Source organism: Fictibacillus barbaricus, assembly GCF_014635025.1.
GTDB lineage: Bacteria > Bacillota > Bacilli > Bacillales > Fictibacillaceae > Fictibacillus > Fictibacillus barbaricus.
The window spans coordinates 719,268-740,600 of the sequence record NZ_BMCE01000002.1 but is presented as its reverse complement, the minus strand read 5'-3'; the positions used below and the strand labels follow the sequence as shown (position 1 = coordinate 740,600).

19 protein-coding genes and 2 riboswitches are annotated in these 21,333 nt (G+C 41.1%); of the genes, 10 read left to right on the top strand and 9 right to left on the bottom strand.

The window, feature by feature from the left end; translation table 11 throughout:
* Nucleotides 1-12 precede the first annotated feature (12 nt).
* Nucleotides 13-801, top strand: coding sequence for an SDR family oxidoreductase (locus IEV52_RS13155; protein WP_188402979.1), 789 nt, complete (start codon nucleotides 13-15; stop codon nucleotides 799-801).
* Nucleotides 802-828: 27 nt separating this feature from the next.
* A complete protein-coding gene (locus IEV52_RS13150) occupies nucleotides 829-1,005 on the top strand; it encodes a hypothetical protein (RefSeq protein ID WP_188402978.1) in 177 nt (58 codons plus the stop codon).
* Nucleotides 1,006-1,030: 25 nt separating this feature from the next.
* On the opposite strand, the gene IEV52_RS13145 is transcribed toward IEV52_RS13150, so the two are convergent.
* Nucleotides 1,031-2,239, bottom strand: a complete 1,209-nt coding sequence (locus IEV52_RS13145; RefSeq protein WP_188402977.1) for an ornithine--oxo-acid transaminase — start codon at nucleotides 2,237-2,239, stop codon at nucleotides 1,031-1,033.
* A 147-nt stretch (nucleotides 2,240-2,386) separates the two neighbouring features.
* Between IEV52_RS13145 and IEV52_RS13140 the strand changes: the two genes are divergently transcribed.
* Both IEV52_RS13140 and IEV52_RS13135 read left to right on the top strand, forming a co-directional pair.
* A complete protein-coding gene (locus IEV52_RS13140) occupies nucleotides 2,387-2,743 on the top strand; it encodes a YisL family protein (protein ID WP_188402976.1) in 357 nt (118 codons plus the stop codon).
* 152 nt (nucleotides 2,744-2,895) lie between these two features.
* Complete coding sequence (locus IEV52_RS13135; RefSeq protein ID WP_188402975.1) at nucleotides 2,896-4,704, top strand: EAL domain-containing protein; 1,809 nt, start codon at nucleotides 2,896-2,898, stop codon at nucleotides 4,702-4,704.
* 24 nt (nucleotides 4,705-4,728) lie between these two features.
* Here the strand turns inward: IEV52_RS13135 and IEV52_RS13130 are convergent, their stop codons facing one another.
* The 6 genes from IEV52_RS13130 to IEV52_RS13105 all read right to left on the bottom strand — a co-directional run bounded on the left by IEV52_RS13130 (nucleotide 4,729) and on the right by IEV52_RS13105 (nucleotide 11,798).
* The gene (locus IEV52_RS13130) at nucleotides 4,729-5,769 is read right to left on the bottom strand and encodes an ABC transporter permease (RefSeq protein ID WP_373869436.1); all 1,041 of its coding nucleotides are present in this window, start codon (nucleotides 5,767-5,769) and stop codon (nucleotides 4,729-4,731) included.
* Complete coding sequence (locus tag IEV52_RS13125; RefSeq protein ID WP_229754282.1) at nucleotides 5,747-7,285, bottom strand: sugar ABC transporter ATP-binding protein; 1,539 nt, start codon at nucleotides 7,283-7,285, stop codon at nucleotides 5,747-5,749. Before IEV52_RS13125 ends, IEV52_RS13130 begins: the two co-directional genes overlap by 23 nt.
* On the bottom strand, nucleotides 7,249-8,385 hold the full coding sequence (locus IEV52_RS13120; RefSeq protein WP_188402973.1) for a sugar ABC transporter substrate-binding protein: 1,137 nt from the start codon (nucleotides 8,383-8,385) through the stop codon (nucleotides 7,249-7,251). The genes IEV52_RS13125 and IEV52_RS13120 overlap by 37 nt, the downstream gene beginning before the upstream one ends.
* Entirely contained in the window at nucleotides 8,382-9,437 is a 1,056-nt protein-coding gene (mtnA, locus tag IEV52_RS13115; RefSeq protein WP_188402972.1) for an S-methyl-5-thioribose-1-phosphate isomerase, read from the bottom strand. Before mtnA ends, IEV52_RS13120 begins: the two co-directional genes overlap by 4 nt.
* A 3-nt stretch (nucleotides 9,438-9,440) precedes the next feature.
* Nucleotides 9,441-10,658, bottom strand: a complete 1,218-nt coding sequence (gene mtnK / locus IEV52_RS13110; protein WP_188402971.1) for an S-methyl-5-thioribose kinase — start codon at nucleotides 10,656-10,658, stop codon at nucleotides 9,441-9,443.
* An 87-nt stretch (nucleotides 10,659-10,745) separates the two neighbouring features.
* Nucleotides 10,746-10,910: riboswitch (SAM riboswitch) on the bottom strand.
* A gap of 105 nt (nucleotides 10,911-11,015) precedes the next feature.
* Nucleotides 11,016-11,798: a carbon-nitrogen family hydrolase gene (locus IEV52_RS13105; protein WP_188402970.1), complete on the bottom strand. Its 783-nt coding sequence runs from the start codon at nucleotides 11,796-11,798 to the stop codon at nucleotides 11,016-11,018.
* Nucleotides 11,799-11,905: 107 nt separating this feature from the next.
* Between IEV52_RS13105 and IEV52_RS13100 the strand changes: the two genes are divergently transcribed.
* The 5 genes from IEV52_RS13100 to IEV52_RS13080 all read left to right on the top strand — a co-directional run bounded on the left by IEV52_RS13100 (nucleotide 11,906) and on the right by IEV52_RS13080 (nucleotide 16,425).
* Nucleotides 11,906-13,072, top strand: coding sequence for a pyridoxal phosphate-dependent aminotransferase (locus IEV52_RS13100; RefSeq protein WP_268234775.1), 1,167 nt, complete (start codon nucleotides 11,906-11,908; stop codon nucleotides 13,070-13,072).
* 71 nt (nucleotides 13,073-13,143) lie between these two features.
* Nucleotides 13,144-13,263: riboswitch (SAM riboswitch) on the top strand.
* A gap of 76 nt (nucleotides 13,264-13,339) precedes the next feature.
* Nucleotides 13,340-14,581 carry a 2,3-diketo-5-methylthiopentyl-1-phosphate enolase gene (locus IEV52_RS13095; protein ID WP_188402968.1) on the top strand — a complete coding sequence of 414 codons (1,242 nt, stop codon included), beginning with the start codon at nucleotides 13,340-13,342 and terminating at the stop codon, nucleotides 14,579-14,581.
* On the top strand, nucleotides 14,578-15,249 hold the full coding sequence (locus tag IEV52_RS13090; protein ID WP_188402967.1) for a 2-hydroxy-3-keto-5-methylthiopentenyl-1-phosphate phosphatase: 672 nt from the start codon (nucleotides 14,578-14,580) through the stop codon (nucleotides 15,247-15,249). The genes IEV52_RS13095 and IEV52_RS13090 overlap by 4 nt, the downstream gene beginning before the upstream one ends.
* Nucleotides 15,246-15,911, top strand: coding sequence for a methylthioribulose 1-phosphate dehydratase (locus tag IEV52_RS13085; RefSeq protein ID WP_188402966.1), 666 nt, complete (start codon nucleotides 15,246-15,248; stop codon nucleotides 15,909-15,911). The genes IEV52_RS13090 and IEV52_RS13085 overlap by 4 nt, the downstream gene beginning before the upstream one ends.
* Nucleotides 15,889-16,425: a 1,2-dihydroxy-3-keto-5-methylthiopentene dioxygenase gene (locus IEV52_RS13080; RefSeq protein ID WP_188402965.1), complete on the top strand. Its 537-nt coding sequence runs from the start codon at nucleotides 15,889-15,891 to the stop codon at nucleotides 16,423-16,425. The genes IEV52_RS13085 and IEV52_RS13080 overlap by 23 nt, the downstream gene beginning before the upstream one ends.
* Before the next feature lie 315 nt (nucleotides 16,426-16,740).
* On the opposite strand, the gene IEV52_RS13075 is transcribed toward IEV52_RS13080, so the two are convergent.
* Nucleotides 16,741-17,835, bottom strand: a complete 1,095-nt coding sequence (locus tag IEV52_RS13075; protein ID WP_188402964.1) for an AI-2E family transporter — start codon at nucleotides 17,833-17,835, stop codon at nucleotides 16,741-16,743.
* Nucleotides 17,836-17,996: 161 nt separating this feature from the next.
* Here IEV52_RS13075 and asnB point away from each other — a divergent pair, with 161 nt between their 5' ends.
* Complete coding sequence (asnB, locus tag IEV52_RS13070; RefSeq protein ID WP_188402963.1) at nucleotides 17,997-19,844, top strand: asparagine synthase (glutamine-hydrolyzing); 1,848 nt, start codon at nucleotides 17,997-17,999, stop codon at nucleotides 19,842-19,844.
* Between the two features lie 40 nt (nucleotides 19,845-19,884).
* On the opposite strand, the gene IEV52_RS13065 is transcribed toward asnB, so the two are convergent.
* A complete protein-coding gene (locus tag IEV52_RS13065; protein WP_188402962.1) occupies nucleotides 19,885-21,240 on the bottom strand; it encodes an MATE family efflux transporter in 1,356 nt (451 codons plus the stop codon).
* Between the last annotated feature and the right edge of the window lie 93 nt (nucleotides 21,241-21,333).

Here is a 21,333-nt window from a genome sequence, read left to right as displayed (position 1 = left end):
GGGTGAATATAAATGGATTTAGGATTAATAGGAAAAAATGTATTAGTTCTTGCTTCAAGTAAAGGGCTCGGGAAAGCTTGTGCACTCGAATTTGCCAGAGAAGGCGCAAACATCATGCTTACAAGCCGTGATGAAGAGCAGCTGTCCAGAACAGCTGAAGAGATCAAAGCTGAAACGGGAGCAATGGTTCATTATAAAAAATGTGATATTACCCAGCGGAACGAGATCGACGAATTAGTCGCAGAAACGGTTGAAAAGCTTGGCAGCGTTGATGTTTTAGTAAACAATGCTGGCGGACCTCCTGCTGGTATGTTCAATGACTTTGAGGATGAACATTGGCAGGGTGCGTTTGAGTTAACCCTTTTGAGTCTGGTGAGATCCGTTCGAGCGGTCACGCCAAATATGCGAAGAAATGGAGGGGGACGCATCGTGAACATTGCGTCTTCATCCTTTAAGCAGCCGATCGACGGACTTATTCTATCGAATACATTCCGTACAGCGATCAACGGTCTGTCTAAAAGCCTCTCTCAAGAATTGGGGAAAGACGGGATCTTGATCAATACGATTGGTCCAGGACGAATTGGAACAGATCGTATAGGTGAACTCGATCAGATGGTAGCTGATAAAAAGGGATTGACGGCTGAAGAGGTAAAAGCAGGAATGGAAAGCGGAATTCCTCTAGGACGTTATGGAAAGCCGGTAGAATTCGCCAGGATGGTCGTGTTCTTGTGCTCTGGAGCTAACACATATATTACAGGACAGTCTCTGTTGATTGATGGTGGTATGGTGAAGGCGTTGTAGTAGTGGAGAAGTGAAAGGAGGCAGCAGATGCTGCTTCTTTTTTTATGTTGCGTGTTCGTAGATCTACAAGTGGAGGTTTTTGCTGATCAAGGAAAAATATTGCTTAATCACGTAAAAATGGATGAGAATCACGTGAATAGTGACTTTGATCACGGAAAAAACGAACTATATCACGGATTTTTGACAAATAATGAAAAAAGCTGACTCCATCCAAGAGTCAGCTTCCTTTTTACACAGAAAGTACGTTTTTAATACGCTCGATCGCCCAATCCAGATCTTCTTCAGAAATGATAAGCGGCGGTGCGAAACGAATTACGTTCTCGTGTGTTTCTTTACATAACAATCCTTGCTCTTTTAAACGTTCACAATAAGAACGAGCTGGTTCGTTCAATTCGACTCCGATGAACAAGCCTTTTCCGCGAACTTCTTTGATCGCTGGGTTATCAATCTTTTTTAACTCGCCTAAGAAGTACTCACCAAGCTTTAATGAACGCTCAACCAAGTTCTCCTCAACGAGCACTTCAACTGAAGCAACTGAAACCGCACAAGAAAGCGGATTTCCACCAAATGTAGACCCGTGTGAACCAGGGTTGAATACGCCAAGGATCTCACGGTTTGCTGCTACACAAGAGATCGGCATAACGCCTCCGCCCAGTGCTTTACCTAGAATGTACATGTCCGGCTCGACTTCTTCCCAGTCACAAGCAAACATTTTACCTGAACGGCCTAGTCCAGATTGAATTTCATCAGCAACGAAAAGAACATTTTCAGCTTTACATACTTCAAGCGCTTCTTTTAAGAACCCTTCACGAGGAATAACGATTCCAGCTTCACCCTGGATTGGTTCTAAGATGAATGCAGCAGTATCAGGTGTAATCGCAGCTTTCAAAGCTTCAAGATCCCCGTATGGGATAATCTTAATACCAGGAAGCATTGGACCGAATCCACGTTGATAGTCAGGGTCTGATGACATAGAGACAGCTGTCATCGTACGGCCATGGAAGTTCCCTTCACAAACGATGATCTCAGCTTGGTTATTCGCAACACCTTTAACATCATAAGCCCAGCGGCGAACAGCTTTTATGGCTGTCTCAACAGCCTCAGCTCCTGTGTTCATTGGTAATACCATGTCTTTTTTTGTTAAGCTGGATACTTTTTCATAAAAGTCGCCAAGTTGATCATTGTGGAATGCACGGGAAGTTAAAGTAACTTTGTCCGCTTGGTCTTTTAGTGCCTGGATGATCTTTGGATGGCGGTGCCCTTGGTTAACCGCAGAGTATGCACTAAGCATGTCCATGTAGCGGTTTCCTTCAGGATCTGTTACCCAAACCCCTTCTGCCTTAGAAATAACGATTGGAAGCGGGTGGTAGTTTTGTGCACCATACTGTTCCGTTTTAGAAATTACAGTTTCCGTATTTTTCGTTTCTGTCTGTTTCAAAGGAAACACCTCTATTCTGCAAGATTTCTCACATTGCTATTATAACAATGAAAGTGCTTACTTTACAGGGGTAATCCTTTTAATTGCCTAGTACTAGTGACTTCGTGGTATAGTAATATGGAGAATTATACATAGGAGGATATATTTATGATTCATGCTCATGTTACTTCATGGTTTCTGGGGTTAGTTTTGTTTTTTGTAACGTATATGTTATACAAAAAAAATGCCGAAAAAAAATCTAAAATTTTTCACATGATCTTACGCGTTTTGTACTTAGCCATCCTTGCTACAGGTGGACACCTGCTTGCTGGTTACTTAACAGACCCAGGTATTGTAAATAAAGGACCGATCATTATTAAAGGCACGCTGGGTATTATCATGATAGGTTTGATGGAAATCATCCTTGTTCAAAAAAAACGTGGCGAAGGCCGTTTGTTAAACTGGGTGTTTTTCTGGGTTTCATTATTATTAGTATTGTTTTATGGATATGCCGTACTTGGATAAGAAGAAAAAAATCGCCTGCATCGCAGGTGGTTTTTTTATTGGATAAAAATAACTAATCGTTAATAGTGTAAAGAAAGCTGACTGTACACCGATATTAATGAGAGCGAGGCAATTTCAAGATTTTACGTTTCCTTGGCAGATGAGGTGTAAGCATGAAAACCAATCCCACTATAGCTGGATATATAAAAGAGAGTGATGAACTGTTAGCACTATCTCATTTAATACAAATGAATACTAAAGAGATGGAAGAGCTTACTAGTAATCTTTTAGAATCTGAACAGCGTTACAAATCATTATTTGATCATAATCCTGATATGATCTATTCCATGGATATGAAGGGTTATATTACGAGTGTAAATCATGCACTCGTCCAAACTCTTGGATTCTCCAAGGAGGACATGCTTTCAGCCCACGCACTAAAATTTGTTAGTGAAGAAGATCATAAGCGTGTTATTGAACATTTTAGGCTTGCCGTATATGATAAACCCCAGACGTTTGTTACAAGCATCAAAAGAAAGGATGGCAGCCAGCTATTAAGCAGCATTACGAACATTCCAATCGTAGTAAATCAAAAAGTTGTCGGGGTGTACGGTATAGGAAAGAATATTACGTGGCAGCTTAAAGCTGAAGAGGAGATCGAGCAATTAGCTTTTCATGATTCTCTTACTGGTTTACCGAACAGAAGTATGTTTGAGAAGAGACTGCGTGAGTTAATAGCTGAAAGCGATCATTCACGAAGTAAACTAGCTGTGATGTTTATAGATATTGATCAATTTAAAATCATTAATGAAAGTTTTGGTCATCATATTGGTGATGTGGTTTTAAAACATGTAGGTAAACAATTAAGGCAAGTAATCAATAGCCAAGATCTGTTATGCCGTTTTGCCGGTGACCTCTTTACATTGATTCTAACGTCGATTGATAAACCGGATGATGTGATCGACACTGCAAACCGGATTACAGAAGCCTTAAAGATGCCGATCTATTTGGATGGACAAGAATATACGGTCAGTACTTCAATCGGGATCAGTATCTACCCAAATGATAGTACGAGTGCTGATGTTCTAATTAAGAATGCAGATACTGCTCTTCATAAAGCAAAAGAAAAAGGGCGGGGAAAACGGGAATTTTTTACAGGTGAGATGAACGCTTTTACATTAGAGCGCCTTAAACTGGAAGGCTATCTGCGAAAAGCTGTTCAAAAAGGGGAACTGGAACCGTACTTTCAGCCGCAATTTTGTTTGAAAACAGAGAGAGTGATAGGGTTCGAAGCGCTTATCAGGTGGAATCATCCTGAATTGGGACTCATTTCTCCTATACAGTTTGTCCCGTTAGCTGAAGAGATTGGTCTGATCGACGAAATTGGCCGATTCGTGTTGTTTGAATCTTGTAAACAGCTCAAAAAATGGCATGACGGTGGAGCAACTCATCTATCAATTTCTGTAAACGTTTCAGGCAGACAATTCCAAAGGTTATCGTTTGTATATGAAGTAAAAGAAGCACTTGAAGAGGCTGGATTATCTGCAGAATATCTTCACTTAGAACTGACAGAAAGCACGATGATTAAAAATGTGCAGTATAGCATCAGCATTATGCGTGAGTTAAGAGAACTTGGTGTTCAATTATCCATTGATGATTTTGGAACAGGTTATAGTTCTCTTAGTTACTTAAAAGACTTTCCGGTAGACTCATTGAAGATCGATCAAAGCTTTATTAGACATTTAAGCGATGATTATTTTAATACCAGTGACGCAGCAATTATTAAAGCGATTATTATGATGTGTGAAGGACTATCCCTGTCTACTGTGGCTGAGGGTGTTGAAACGTTTGAACAGATGAAGCTGCTTCGAGAATATGGCTGTCATATGGCTCAAGGGTACATTATAAGTAAACCGATGCCTGCATATGACGCAGAGCAGTTTATTACAAATTTCTATACAGTAAAAAACAGCACTTCCTAAAAGCGAGGGTGCTGTTTTTGTTTATTATTTTTTCTTGTCATAGTACATAAATGCCAGCGCACCAATTAAGATAGATCCTTTTACAATATCTTGTGCGTAGTAAGGAACATTTAACATGGTGAGTCCGTTAAGCAGGATTCCGATTAAAACAGCTCCAACAAACGTTCCGATCACATTCGGCTTCCCTGCACCAAATACGGAGAAACCGATAAATGCAGCTGCAACACCGTCCATTAAAAGAGGAGCGCCTGCTGAAACTTGGCCGGTACCTATTCGAGCTGCTAATAATATACCAGCTAGTGTTGCAAAAAAGGCAGATAGGAGATAAGCATACATTTTATAACGTTGAACAGGTACACCAGATAAGCGCGCCGCTTCTTCATTTCCCCCTGTAATGTATAGCAATCTTCCAAAACGAGATTGCTGAAGAATGATATGAACTACTATAACGGCGATCAGCATAATAATAACAGGTACCGGAACGGAGATGATTTCTCCTTGACCAATAAATAGAAACGAAGGAAGGAATACCCCAGGTGCTGTTCCACCCTCTGTTAAAGGCATGTTGTTGTAGATAGAAAAGCCCTTAGTAAATGTCAGATGAAGGCCGTTAATAATATACATTACTGCAAGTGTGGCAAGCAGATCGGGAAGCCTGACTTTTACAACGAAAAAGGAGTTTAATAGACCAACCAACAGCCCGATTATAATAGGAATTAAGATAGCGATAATCGTTTCCTGACGATACAATACAAGAGAAGCAGCGCTTGTAACAGTAGCAAGGCTGGCTGTAGATCCAACAGAAAGGTCAAAACCGCCAACAATCAATGAGATGGTAACACCGATTGCTAACAGTGTAATAATAGAGACCGATCGCAGAATATCGGTAAAGTTTTGATAGCTTAGAAACTTGTCATTAGCGAGGCTGAATCCAATAACCGTCAGCAGAATGACAATAAGTGTTCCGTAGCGGTACAGGAATGGAAATACCTTTTCCTGAAATGTATATTTTGTTCGATTGTTCTCTTTTTCTATCTGTTCTTTATGAACGTACTGTGCCATAATGACCTCCTGTTGCATAGTGCATAATTTTTTCCGTTGTTGCTTCTTCTTTGCTCAGTTCACCCGCAATTTTTCCATCATACATAACAAGGATTCGATCACAGAAGGCAAGCAGTTCTTGAATCTCACTCGTAAAGTAAAGGATGCCTTTTTTATTTCGTGCGAGCTCCTTGATATACCGAAACACATCTTGTTTTGCACCCACATCGATACCTTTTGTCGGTTCATCAAAAATGTAAATATCACCATCATTAAGAAGCCATTTTCCGATTGCTGTTTTTTGCTGATTACCACCGCTGAGATAGTTAAGAAGAAGTGTGGATTTTTGCGTTTTTATCCCCAGTTGCTTAATCCACTTTTCCGCTTCAGTTCGTTCACGCTTCTTTTGGATAAATCCAAATTTTGTAAACTGCTTTAATACAGGAAGAGTCAAATTTTCTACAACATTAAAATCGACGAGTATCCCCTCTTTACGGCGTTCTTCGGGAACGAAGCCGATGCCTGCAGAGATCGCTTTTTGAGGACTCGTAATTCTTATCTTTTTCCCTTTAATAGAAACAGGATCATTAGATGGATCGGCACCAAAAAGAGCTCGGGCTGTTTCAGTTTTACCAGCACCGACTAATCCGGCTACTCCTACAATTTCTCCTTCTCTAATCGAAAATGAGAGCGTTTCATTTGTTGTAGGTACTCTGAAGTTATTGACGTCTAAAAGGGGATTACCCAATACCCGTTCTTCTTCATCATTTAAAAGTTCTACCAGTTCATTTCCTAACATTGCCCGAACGATTTCTTCAGAGGAACAGGAAGAAGTATCTTTGTGAAGCGTTACAAACCCATCCTTTAACACCGTTATCTTGGTTGATAACTCCATCACTTCAGGCAAACGATGCGAGATATAGATGATCCCAACGCCTTGTTTTTGCAGATCACGCAGTACGCTGAAAAGATGATCTGCTTCTTTCGTGCTTAAGGCGGCAGTCGGTTCATCTAGAATAATAAACGAAATCTCACGAGATAATGCTTTCGCAATAAGCACTAGCTGTTTTTCAGCTAACGAACATTGGGAGAGGGGAAGGGAAGGGTCCAGCTTCAAGCCTACTCTTTGTAAAAGTTCTTCAGCCCGCTTATTCCGTTTTCTCCACGAAAAGAAAGCTGGTCCCGTAATAAATGCATTCATCGTCACGTTCTCTGCAATGCTTAAAGAAGGTACAAGTGCTGTATCCACTTCCTGTACAACCATTTCAATGCCTGCTTCTTTTGCATCAGCAGGAGTTTTAAAGTACTGCTCTTTTTGATTTAAGGTGATGCTGCCGCCGTCTTTTTCATAGTCACCTGATAATATTTTCATCAGCGTACTTTTTCCTGCACCATTTGCCCCTAAAAGAGCATGGACCTCACCGCTATTCACGGTAAAGTCCACTCCTTTAAGTACGGTTTGATCGCCAAACGACTTTTGTATAGAAGTTAATGAAAGTATGGTCATTTTTGATTCGCCTTCTTTAAGTTTTCCATCCATGGTGAAGTAGCAGCATCTGATTTACCCCAACCATCCACATATTTACCGATCTCACTCATAGATACTTTCGTGTTCGGCAGATCTTCTTTTTCAACAAGATGCGGCTGAACGCTATAGATTTGAGGTGTTTCTTCACCAGCTGCTTTTTGATAGAGAAAACGCACCTGCAGCTTTCCTACATCGGCAGGATCAGTCGCAGCTGTTGCTGTCCAAGGGCTGTTTGGTTCTTGCATCAGCTGCAGATCTTCATCACTGAGGTCGATCCCGTACACTTTGATCTCATCACGGCCAGCCTGCTGAATCGCACGCGTTACACCTTTTGCAAACTCATCCCAAGGTGCGAATACCGCATCGATATCACCTTTGTTCGGATATTTCTGGAGAAGCGCTTCCATCTGTGATTGTGTATCTAGAGCCGTATTTTGGCTTGCGTTACCAAACCGCGCAATTTCTTTTATAGAAGGATAACGCTTTTTAAATGCTTCATACATCACATTTCTGCGTTCCATCGGAGTGAATCCGCCTACCCAAACATAAACAATCTCGCCTTTTCCGTTCAAGTCTTGTGCCATGCTGCGCAAAGCATTCCATGAAAGGCTATAGTCATCCTGGTCGATCACGGTTACACCCGGAATACTAATATCACTGTCAAATGCGACAACAGGGATGCCTGCTTCAACCGCCTTCTTAACACTTGGTGCAATTGCATCAGCACGTCCATGGTCGATCAATATGCCATCTACTTGCTGGTTAACTGCTGTTTCTACATATGCCGCCATTTTGGAAAGATCATTGTCAGCATTATAGATTTGAACCTCGCCGCCAAACTTCTCAACCTGTTTCTTCACACCGCTAATATATTGAGAAGAAAACGTTCCAATCGAGAATTGATTAATGGAAGCAATCTTTAAAGGTTTTTGAAGCTGCTCTGGAACTTCACTTGATGCAGCTGCTTGGTTTGTTTCTTTTGTTTTTGACTCGGTCGCTGATGCGGGCTTTGTTTCTGTTTTACTGGAAAGTGCATCTTGTTCACTCGTACATCCCGCTAAAAGAAGGGATGCTGTTAAGAAAGCTGTTGCTACTACTTTGTATGGTTTCACTTGTGTTCCTCCTTTAGCTTTGGCAGTTCATTCGTATAGTTGCCCTTGATGATACCCTTTTCCGTAATGATCGCTGATATATATTCTGCTGGCGTAACGTCGAATGCTGGGTTAAATACTTTAATTCCTTCAGGTGCAATACGAACACCATTTATGTGTGTCACTTCTTCTTCTGGCCGTTCTTCAATCGGAATGTCTGAACCGCTTGCCGTAACCAGATCTAGGGTAGAGAGAGGGCAAGCGACATAAAAGGGTATACCTAATGCTCGTGCTTGAAGAGCTAAACCGAATGTACCGATTTTGTTGGCTGTATCCCCGTTAGCAGCAACACGGTCACAGCCGACGATAACAGCTTTGATATTTTTAGTTTTGAGCGTATGAGCAGCCATGTTATCGGTAATAAGGGTTACATCGATGTCATTTGCTTGAAGCTCCCAAGCTGTTAAACGAGATCCTTGAAGTACAGGACGGGTTTCGTTTGCGTAAACAGACAAGGTCCAGCCTTTTTCTTTTGCTAGGTGGAAGGGTGCAAGAGCTGTTCCATATTTACTCGTTGCGATAGCTCCAGCGTTGCAAATGGTCATAACCGCATCACCGTCTTGTAAAAGGGACAACGCATATTCACCGATCTTCCGGCATGTATTTTCATCTTCTTCTTGTATGTGAAGAGCTTCTGATTCAATCCGTTTTTTCGCATCATCTACTGATGTTGCAGACTGTGCCGCTGCAGCCACACGGTCGATTGCCCAAAATAAGTTAACCGCAGTAGGGCGAGACGAGGCGAGGTAATCTCGTTGTTCTTTCAGTTTTGATAGAAAAATAGAAAGATCATCTTCTTTTACAGTGTTGCTCCAAAGGGCAAGACCAAAAGCAGCTGTGATTCCAATCGCTGGTGCTCCGCGAACCTTCAGTTTTGAAATAGTGTCCCATACATGTCCAATACTTGTAACATTCAAGTAAACCGTGTGATGGGGAAGTTGTTGTTGATCTAAAATAAGCAAGTGGTCGCCTCTGTAACGTACAGAAGGCACCCATTTTTCAGCTACAGTCATTAATTAAGCACCTCTAATCCAGTCAGTCAGTTCTGTAATGTTTGTGATATTCCGTTGATTTTTAATCAATTTGCTTCCAAGTTCCAAGGCCTTTTTCTTATAAAACAGCTCTACGTCTTTCTGCTGGATGGTATCCAGATCTGCAACATGTGCAAGACCAATTGTTCGGCGGATGATTTCACAGCCAGCAAATCCAATCGCTTGCTGGAACGTTTTTTGTAAGAAGTTTTCTAAAACACCATCTACATGGGCATAAGGATCAGTCGATTTTTCGTTCCATAATTGTGTGAACGTTTCTGTAAACGTATCCCAAGATTTTTCAATCGTTTGCAGTAAATATAATTGAATAGACTCTCGGTTAAAAGGTTCTTTGGCATGTGCGTTTTGTGACAAATAATTAAGGGCTAAATTTGCAATAAAGTGAGCAATATCAAAACCTGCAGGTCCATAGAAAGCAAACTCAGGATCGATCACTTTAGTAGAGTTTTCTTTAACGAAGATGCTTCCTGTATGAAGGTCCCCGTGAAGCAGGATTTCTGCTTTTGATAAGAAAGAGAACCGCAGCTTAGAAACTTCTCTAAGTAACTCTGTATCATTCCAGATTTTATCGACTTCACTCTGCAGTTCAGCAGGATAGTCGTTAGTATCGTGGTTAAAGAATGGATCTGTAAACACTAAGTCTTCCGTAATCTTGCAGAGTTCAGGATTTGAAAAGCGCTTCACTTGTTCTTTTTTCTCAAATGGATGCAGATAAAAATCACTTGAGTAAAAGGCGGTCTTGGCTGTAAATGTTCCAATATCCTCAGCTAAGGCAGGATACGTGTGTCCATCGATAAAGCCTTTTCGAAGGATGAGGTGATCAGATAGATCTTCCATAACCGTTACTGCTAATGTTCGGTCTGAATAATATACCTTTGGTACTAAGTGAGGTACAGATTCAGCTTCTTTCAGAAGTGCTTCGCTTTCGATTCTCGCACGGTCAAGCGTAAGCGGCCAGCTCTCACCAACTACTTTTGCATATGGAAGTGCCTGTTTAACAATCAGAGCCTTCTTAGAAGCTTGATCCTCTATGTGAAAAACAAGATTTAAATTACCATCTCCTATTTCTTTAACATGTAAGTGGCTAAGTGCAGCTTCTTCAAAGAAATCTAATGCTTTTACTACTTCAAGAACTGTTACCTCGTTTAAAGGTTCATATGTAGGTTTTATTTGTACACTCATTGTTTGTTCCCCCCCGGAATGTTTTTACAAATAAAAAGAGCCTCTTTTCGTATAAGAAAAGAGGCTCGGAATGACAGTTATCCGCGCCTCTTATCTTAGCAAAACAATCAAGTTTTGCTGGAATTAGCACCGTGCCATACGCTGTTTTATCAGCGGCTCCCCATATGTTGCGGGCGCCCCATCTCACAATGGTATTACGGTCGGTTGCTGGGTTTCATCGGGCCATATCCCTCCACCTGCTCTTGATAAGAGACCAAATTATTCGATTCTTTTTAAAGCGTGATAATATTCACGCAATTCATAATCGTTATACTACAACGTGAAAAGAAGTCTGTCAACAGAAAATTTTAGAAAAAATTAGTAAAGATCAGTTCGCCTGTCGTTAAATACTGGAACCTTTGCACGCACTTCTTCCACCAGCTCCGGGGAAATATCTGCAAAAAGAATTTCTTCATCTCCCGAAGAACCTTGAGCGATGATATCCCCCCAAGGATCAACGATCATGGACTGTCCGGCAAATGTGTTATTTGGATCTTGGCCAACACGGTTGCACGCTATAACATAGCACTGGTTCTCAATAGCACGTGCCATAAGAAGTGCTCTCCAATGGGTTTGACGTTGTATCGGCCATTGGGCAGGAACGAACAAAATTTTAGCGCCTTTTAGGAAAGGTGCACGAATCCATTCTGGAAAACGGATGTCGTAACAGATAGCTGCAGTTGATAAGATTCCATCTATCTTAAACATACTGCTATTTTTTCCAGATGAGATATACTTTTCTTCTTCCATAAGTGTGATCAGATGAGCTTTAGAATAGGTCCCAATATGCTCTCCTTTTCGATTGAAACTAAGAGAGGTGTTGTAAATACCGTTGCCCTCACGGCAGGCTATCGAACCACCAATGATATTAACGGCAAACTCTTTAGAAAGTTTGCTCAGTAAGCTTTTTGCTCTCTCTCCGTTGCTGTCGCTGATCTCATTTAAGCGGGAAAGGTCATACGCCGTATCCCAAAGCTCTGGCAAAATAATAGTGTCTACATTTTGTTTACTAACTGCATCACGTATTTTATTTTCAATATTTTCATAGTTCTTATCAGGATTGCCGAAATGAACATCAACTTGAATACAAGCAATTTTCATAAACTATACCCCCACAGTGTAAAAAAGTCTTTACAGAATTTACTTAAGCGTATAACATAACTGATTAGAATTTCAAGAACATTCAAATTAGACTGGAAGTGATGGACGTGAAACGTTTTGAGCAGGCAGAAGTGATGGGGAAACTCCCGGAGCAGTTTTTCGCGAAGCTTGTAAAAAAAGTATCTCGCTATGCAGAGCAAGGCTATGATGTTATTAATCTTGGACAAGGCAACCCGGATCAGCCTACACCTCAACACATTGTTGAAGCATTAAAAGAAGGTGCGGATAACCCTGATTATCATAAATATTCTCCTTTTCGAGGACATCATTTTCTTAAACAAGCTGCAGCTGATTTTTATAAAAGAGAATACGGCGTAACGCTTGATCCTGAAAAAGAAGTAGCTGTACTTTTTGGGGGAAAAGTAGGTTTAGTAGAACTATCGCAGTGTTATTTAAATCCTGGTGATGTTGCGCTAGTTCCTGACCCGGGGTATCCCGACTATTGGTCAGGGATCGCTATGGCTGGAGCAAAAATGGAAACGATGCCCCTTCGTAAAGAGAATGAATTCTTGCCGCGTTATGATCAGCTATCAGACAAAGTGCTTCAAGCTGCTAAACTAATGTTTTTAAATTACCCTAACAATCCTACAGCTGGGGTTGCGACAAAACCGTTTTTTGAAGAAACAATTGAACTTGCTAGAAAACACGATATTTTAGTTTGTCATGACTTTGCGTATGGAGCAATTGGATTTGAAGGTAAAAAACCAGTAAGCTTTTTAGAAGTTGAAGGAGCAAAGGACGTAGGCATTGAGATCTATACCCTGTCTAAAACCTACAACATGGCCGGATGGCGTGTAGGCTTTGCTGTAGGAAACGAGCAGGTTATTGAATCTATAAACCTTCTGCAAGATCATTTTTATGTCAGTTTGTTCGGTGCTGTTCAACATGCAGCAGCAGAGGCGCTTAACGGCTCTCAGAACTGTGTAGATGAGCTTGTTCAGACATACGAAAAGCGGCGCGATGCTTTTATTGGCCGCCTTAATGAGAATGGGTGGAGTGTGGAAGCGCCAAAAGGATCCTTTTTCTGCTGGCTGCCTGTTCCAAAAGGGTATACGTCTGAAACGTTCGCAGATTATCTTTTAGAAAAAGCGCATGTTGTTGTTGCCCCAGGAATCGGATTTGGGAAGGAAGGAGACAGATACGTCCGGGCAGGACTGTTAACTTCAGAAGAACGTTTGATCGAAGCAGCTGACCGAATTACAAAACTGTTATAAAAAAGTTAGGGTTGACAGATCATAATTGGACTGTCATAATCACAATTAAAATTATATTCTAACAATTTGCACTCTTATTAAGAGCAGGTGGAGGGACTAGCCCGATGAAACCCGGCAACCATTCAGCTATTGATCTAGCTGAAAACGGTGCTAATTCTTGCAGTCTATTTGATCAGACTGAGAGATAAGAGGAAGCGGAACTGACGATTTTGGTGCCCCTTCCTCGTGAAGGGGCTTTTTAGTGTGTTTGAAAGGAGTTTATTCAACATGAGCAAAATTACTGCAACGTATTTGGTGCATGATAAAAAAGAGAATCTAGAGAAAAAGGCAGAGGGCATTGCTCTGGGATTAACGGTTGGTTCGTGGACAGATCTTCCTCAACTTGAACAGGATCAGCTTTTAAAACATAAGGGAATTGTTGAAGAAGTGAGAGAGCTTCCTGGGGATACAGCTGCCGATCAATATCTGGGCAGCAAAAGGAAAAAAGGACTGCTGAAAATTTCATACCCTTCAGCCAATTTTTCCAACGATATACCGGCCATTCTTACAACTGTATTCGGAAAGCTTTCGTTAGATGGGGAGATCAAGCTGGTTGATTTAGAGTTTGATAAACAACTAGAGCAACGTTTTCCAGGTCCGAAATATGGTATCTCAGGGATTAGAGACATTTTGGGCGTACATAATCGTCCCCTGGTGATGAGCATTTTTAAAGGAGTGCTTGGCAAGGACCTATCGTTTTTTAAACAGCAGCTGTATGAGCAAGCTCTAGGCGGAGTAGATCTAGTAAAGGATGACGAGATTTTATTTGAAAACCCGCTTACTCCTTTTGAAGAACGGATTAAAGCTGCTAAAGAAGTTTTAGATTCAGTTGAAGGACGTACTGGAGAAAAGACGCTTTATGCCGTGAACCTTACAGGGAGAACAAGCGGACTGCGCGATAAAGCAAGACGTGCTGCAGAATTAGGAGCGAATGCTCTATTGTTTAACGTACTGTCTTATGGACCTGATGTACTTCAGGAGTTGGCTGAGGATAAAGAAATACCGCTTCCAATCATGGCGCATCCAGCATTATCAGGTGCGATCGGTTCATCTGCACTATATGGGATAAGCTATTCTGTTTTGCTAGGTAAATTACTGCGTTATGCAGGTGCAGATCTTGTATTGTTCCCGTCATCTTATGGCAGTGTTGCACTTGAGCGAAGTGAAACATTAAGCATTGCCGAGTCTTTAACGACAGAGTCGATTGCGCTGAAAAAAGCATTCCCAGTGCCTTCAGCAGGAATACATCCCGGCCTGACACCAGTTTTATTCAATGACTTTGGTATAGACAGTGTTATCAATGCGGGAGGCGGAATCCACGGTCATCCAGATGGAGCTGCAGGTGGTGCTCGTGCTTTTCGTCAAGCTGTAGATGCAGTTATTAAGGGTGAAGACTTTGGTGATTATGCAGACACGCACTCTGAACTTCAAAAAGCATTAGAGCTTTGGGGAGGGGTTCCCGTTAAATGACAACCCATGAATCCGTAATCTTTTGCGATTTTGATGGCACTGTAACCGAGAAGGATAACATCGTTGCCATTATGGAGGAATTTGCCCCTGAAGGCTGGCAGCCGATCGTAAATGACATCTTGAATGAAACGATCTCGATCCGTGAAGGGGTAGGGAAGATGTTTTCGAGAATTTCTTCTGAAAAAAAACAAGAGATTATCGATTTTGTCTTAACCCGGTCTAAGATTAGAGATGGCTTTCAAGAATTCATCGACTACACGAAGAAGGAGAACATCCCACTCTACATCGTAAGCGGTGGTATCGATTTCTTTGTTTATCCTGTATTAAAAAATAAAATTGAACCCGAGCAGATTATCTGTAATGCCAGTGATTTCTCGGGAGATACAATTAAAATCACATGGCCGAATGCATGCGATGCCCTCTGTGAAAATGACTGTGGCTGCTGTAAGCCCTCTGTAATACGTGGACTAGTGACTCGGTACAGAGTTGCAGAAAAGATCGTGATTGGTGATTCCATAACTGATCTGCAAGCATCAAAACTAGCGGATGTTGTTTTTGCAAGAGATTATCTAATCAAAAAATGTCAAGAAAACAACATTCCATTTACACCTTTTGAAACGTTTTATGACGTTATTCATGCATTAGAGAAAAGAGGTGTAAGAAGTTGACGAAACAGCAGCGCTGGAACGAACTTGCTGATGTAAAAGATGAATTAGCAGCTAGGAACTGGTTTCCTGGCACAAGCGGCAATGTTTCTATAAAAGTGAGTGATTCTCCGCTTGCCTTTTATGTTTCTGCAAGCGGAAAAGAAAAAACCAAACGTACTTCTGAAGACTTTTTGCTTGTTGATGGTTACGGCAAGCCTGTTGAAGAAACCCATCTTAATGCTTCTGCTGAAACGGGGATACATTGTGAAGTTTACCGGTTAACAGATGCGGGCTGCTGTCTCCACGTCCACACCGTTGATAACAATTTGATCTCCGAAATTTACGGTGATGAGGGCGAGATCACATTTCAAGGCCAAGAATTGATCAAAGCATTTGGAATCTGGGAGGAAGACGGTAAGATCACAGTTCCGATCGTGGAAAACTATGCAGACTTAACTAAATTGTCTGAAGCTGTTGGTGCTGTAATAAAACCTGAAACGAAGGCAGTACTGATTCGCAATCATGGAATTACCGTATGGGGCAGAAATGCATTTGAAGCTAAAAAGCATTTAGAAGCATTTGAGTTTTTGTTCTCATACCAAATAAAACTGCAGACTCTTACTTTTTTAAATAAAAATAATTCATTTGGAGGCGTTAAAAATGGCACAACTACGATTTCATGATAACAACGAAAGAATTGAAAACCAAAGTGAGGTAGAAACGTATTTGAATTCCCAAGAAGTTATTTATGAGAAGTGGGATATCGAAAAACTTCCCGCACATCTTCGCGAGAACTACTCTTTAAGTGACGAAGAAAAAGCAGAGGTTATCCAAACATTCCGCAGTGAGATCGATGATATCTCTACACGCCGTGGGTATGTAACCGAAGATGTTATCTCCCTTTCAGATGCAACTCCAAATTTGGATGAACTTTTGAAAAACTTCCTAGCCGAACACCACCATACAGATGATGAGGTGCGCTTCATTGTTTCTGGCCATGGTATCTTTGCGATTGAGGGGCCGAACGGAAGATTTTTTGATGTAGAACTTGAACCAGGTGACCTGATCTCAGTTCCTGAAAACTTCCGTCATTATTTCACACTGCAAGAAGACCGCAAAGTAGTAGCGGTTCGTATCTTTAAATCAAAAGAAGGCTGGGTGCCAATCTACGACAAAGAGCCTCAAGAAGCGAAATAATTGAAAGAACACACCATTTTTAGGGAAATGGTGTGTTTTTATTTTATAGATGCAGAGTTTTCTTTTAAGCTCGTTCAGCGGCATGTATGCTCGCTGAACGAGCGGAATCCAAGATTTACGAGCGGAATCCAAGATTTACGAGCGGAATCCAAGATTTACGAGCGGAATCCAAGATTTACGAGCGGAATCCAAGATTTACGAGCGGAATCCAAGATTTACGAGCGGAATCCAAGATTTACGAGCACGCCATTCAATCCATACACTCCTATCAAATCCACACAAAAAAGCACCAGTCACAGCCGGTGCTTTTTCCTCTTAATCCTCTAATTCTTTTGCTCTTCTCAAATTAATCAATCGGTATGTGTGAAGTGCGATTACTTTTAATACGGCATATACCGGAACAGCTAAGATTAACCCGAGTAATCCGCCAAGACTTCCAGCTACAAGCAAGATGGAAATGATCGTAAGCGGGTGAATGTCGAGCTTTTTACCCATAACTTGCGGTGATATCACGTTACCCTCGATCTGTTGAGCGATAACCATAACGACCAGTACCTTAATTATCATAGCAGGGGAATCAACGATCGCGACGACTAATGCTGGAACGACTCCAATAATCGGCCCCAAGAACGGAATAACATTCGTAAACATGGCGATAATTGCTAGGATTAGTGAGTACTCGATACCTATTATGAGGTACCCGATGTAAAGCATAGTACCTACACAAACACTGACCAAGATCTGCCCTTGGATATAAGAGCTTAAGGCAATATCCATATCTTTTAAAATTTTTGTTCCATTATTACGCTGTTTTTCAGGAAGAGTCTGCAGCACCATATGTGGCGCCTTTTCACCCTCTTTTAGCATGTAATAAAGTATAAATGGTACTGTTACAAAAATCATGATGATGTTAGTGATGATTCCTATGAAATTAGCAATATTAGTTCCAATCGTTTGAACACTGTACGAAAGATAAGCTGTAACTTTTTCAGAGATTTCTTTTAAGTCAAACTGTTCACTTTCCTGGAATTGATTGACCCATTCGCTTTGCTGAAGGTCATACAATTTTGAACGAATCGCATCAATAAGAGCAGGTGTATTCTCTACTAAAGTGCTAACCTGTCTTTGTAATACCGGACCAATAGAATAGAACAATAATACGAAGAGTCCGATAGCCAGGAGGTAGATGAGTAAGATGGATAATACCTTTGGCACGTTCCGCTTATGTAAAAACTGAACAACTGGGCGGAACAAATAATACAGGACACCGCCTAATAAAAACGGAAAGAATAACGTCTGTACAAGGACGACGATCGGTCTGAAAATAAAATCAATCTTAGTTCCAACTAAAATAATAAGAAAAATGAGCAGCAATCCGTAACCGAAACGAAAAAACTTCGACTGTGGCATCCAATTATCACCTTTTATCTTCTGAAATATGTCTTCATTATATACAAGATGTGAGAACATACACAAATTATTTCATTAACACCCGTACAAGGATGAAAGCATATGCTGAGTAATGGGCATGCGTACTGAAATTTGGAGTTTGTATAGAAAGGATGAAGCCAATGTGCGGAATAACCGGTTGGGCAGATTGGAATCGTAGCCTTATAAATGAAAAGAATATTTTAATAAAAATGGCGACACCCTTATCAAAAAGAGGACCAGATGCACTTAATGTTTGGAGCACCACACATGCAGGTTTTGGCCACGCCAGATTAGCCGTAGTAGATATTGAAGGCGGCGTTCAGCCAATGACAAGAACAAAGAACAAAACAAATTATACACTTTGTTATAACGGTGAATTGTACAATACAGAGGATTTAAGAAAAGAACTTTTACAAAGAGGGTACACATTTGAAGGACACTCTGATACTGAAGTGCTCCTGCTTTCCTATATAGAATGGGGAGAAGGATGCATCGACAAATTTAACGGAATCTTCGCGTTTGGCATATGGGATGAAGAGAAGCAAAGCTTATTTGTAGCCCGTGACCGCTTAGGTGTAAAACCGTTTTTTTACACAGAAAAGGGCGGTATGTTCTTGTTTGGTTCCGAAATAAAATCGATACTGGCACATCCTGAAATGAAAGCAGTAGTTGACCGAGAAGGACTGCAGGAAGTGTTCGGCTTAGGACCATCGCGTACACCGGGTAATGGCGTATATAAAGGGATTAAAGAACTGCGTCCTGCTCATGCCGCAACATACACAAAAAACGGATTAAAGATCTGGCGTTATTGGAATGTAGAGAGTAAACCTCATCATGATTCACTCGAAGATACGATTGAAAATGTACGCAGCCTTGTAAATGACGCTGTTACACGCCAGCTCATTGCAGATGTACCGGTTTGTACGTTTTTATCGGGAGGTTTGGATTCCAGTGCAATAACTGCTATTGCTGCAAATTTCTTTAAAGAAGAAAACAAGGGAGAGCTGCACACATTCAGCATTGATTATGTTGATAACGATAAATATTTTAAAGCGAGCGATTACCAGCCGAACTCAGATGCTTATTGGATCAATCAGATGGTTGAAGCGACTGGTTCTGTTCACCATAGCTGTGTAATAGATAATGAGTTATTGATCAATCATCTTCGCGAAGCAGTTACTGTACGTGATCTGCCTGGGATGGCCGATGTAGATTCTTCATTATTATGGTTCTGCCGACAGATTAAGCCACAGTCAACCGTAGCTCTATCTGGGGAATGTGCCGATGAGATCTTTGGTGGTTATCCATGGTTTCATAAAGAAGAGCTTTTGAATCGTCAGATGTTTCCTTGGATGCGTTCAACAGAGGCACGGCAAAAACTCCTGCAAGACACATGGGCGAATAAGTTAAATCTTGCTTCATATGTTCAGCAAAGATATGAAGAAACGATAATTGAGACACCTGTACTTGATGGCGAATCAAAAATAGAAGCGAGAAGACGTGAAATTTTCTATCTCAATATGATTTGGTTTATGACTACACTCTTAGATCGAAAAGATAGAATGAGTATGGGAGCATCTCTTGAAGTGAGAGTGCCATTTGCCGATCATAGGATTGTAGAATATGCCTGGAATATACCTTGGGATATGAAGATGCTGGACGGAAGAGAGAAGGGAATCCTTAGAAAAGCACTAACGGGAATCCTTCCTAACGACGTTTTATATCGAAAGAAAAGTCCGTATCCAAAGACATTCCATCCGGATTATACGAATGGGGTTAAAGATTGGCTCCAGTCTATCGTTGATCATAAGGAGTCACCATTGTTAGAAGTGTTGAATCGAAAACGGGTCCAAGAAATCATTGATACGAACGGAGAAACATTTAAAGAACCTTGGTTTGGCCAGCTCATGACAGGTCCACAACTCATGGCACATCTTGCTCAGATCGACAGCTGGCTGACCGACTACAAGATTAATATTGTGGATTAATAAAAAACCGGAAAACTTCATGTTTTCCGGTTTTCTCATCCTATGCGGTTGCAGCTGTTTGGAGAAGGTGCTGCTTCTGCCATTTTCTTTTTCGCCACCTCGATAGCATGAACAATCCACGCAGCCATTCATCTGCTGTAAAAGCGAGCCATATACCTGCTAATCCCAGATCAAATGTGATACCGAGTATGTAGGCGAGAGGAACAGAGACACCCCACATCGAGATTACGCCCATAACAACAGGGAACTTTACATCACCTGCTGCTCTTAAACTTGAAATAATAACAAGATTAAATGACCTTCCAGGCTCAAGTAGGAGCGTTAAATAGAGCAATAGCGTTCCTTCTTTAATGATCTCTGGATTATCTGTAAAAATGGAAAGAAGCGGCTTTGCAAAAAGGGAGGCAACTCCGGCCATCAGAAAACTGATGATCATCGCGTATTTCTGGCTATTTAAACACATTTTATAGGCGGAATCATACGATTTTGCACCGATCAAATGACCGATTAGGATCTGCGTTCCTTGCCCGATCGCAACAGCAAAAAGGAAAATAAACATCATGATATTAAATGTGTAAACTTTTGTTGTCAGAGCTGTTGTGCCAAGCAATGTAATAAAGAACGTTATCAGCATCTGAGAACCGCTGTAAGATAAGTGTTCTCCAGCTGATGGTAATCCAATCTTTAAAACGCTCTTAATATGAAGCGGAAACAGTTTAAAGACACTAGCAAAAGGTAGTGGGACAGAAGTTCTCTTGAATAATAGGTAAAGAATGACGATTAACCCTAAAAAGCGGCTAAATGAAGTAGAGATTGCAACACCTTCTACACCTAAAACAGGAAATCCGAGTGCACCATAGATAAATAAATAGTTACCAAATACATTTAATATGTTCATGCCGATCGTGACATACATGGCATCTTTTGTAAAACCGTAACTTCTGATGGCTGCTCCAATCGTCATAATAACGGACTGTATAAAAGAGAACCCACCTACTATTAAGAGGTAGCTTGAAGCTTCAGTCATTAATTCAGGAGGAGTGTTCATCCACATTAAAAAGACATCGCCCCAGATGAGCAAGGCTGCACTTAAAATCAAGCCAAAAAGTAGATTCCCCATTATTGCTACAACAGCTACTTCTGCTGCTGTTCTCTCAAGTTTTGCCCCGATTGCCTGTGCAATAACAACACTTGCGCCAGTAGCAACAAAACCGAACATAACAATAATGATTGATAATAGCTGGTTAGTAAGACCGACAGCAGCAACTGAATGATCAGAATATTGGCTGAGCATGAGTGTATCTGCGTTACCCATCAACATGTGCAGCATAATTTCTATAAATATGGGCCACGTAATGGCAAATAGGGAAAGCTTAGAAGCTTTATTTCCTTTCATCTACATCCCCCTCCATCGTTGTTGGTAGATTATTTTCCTATTGTAGCAGAAAGTGCAGCACCTGAAATAAAATCCCCTTACTTAATATGGTAA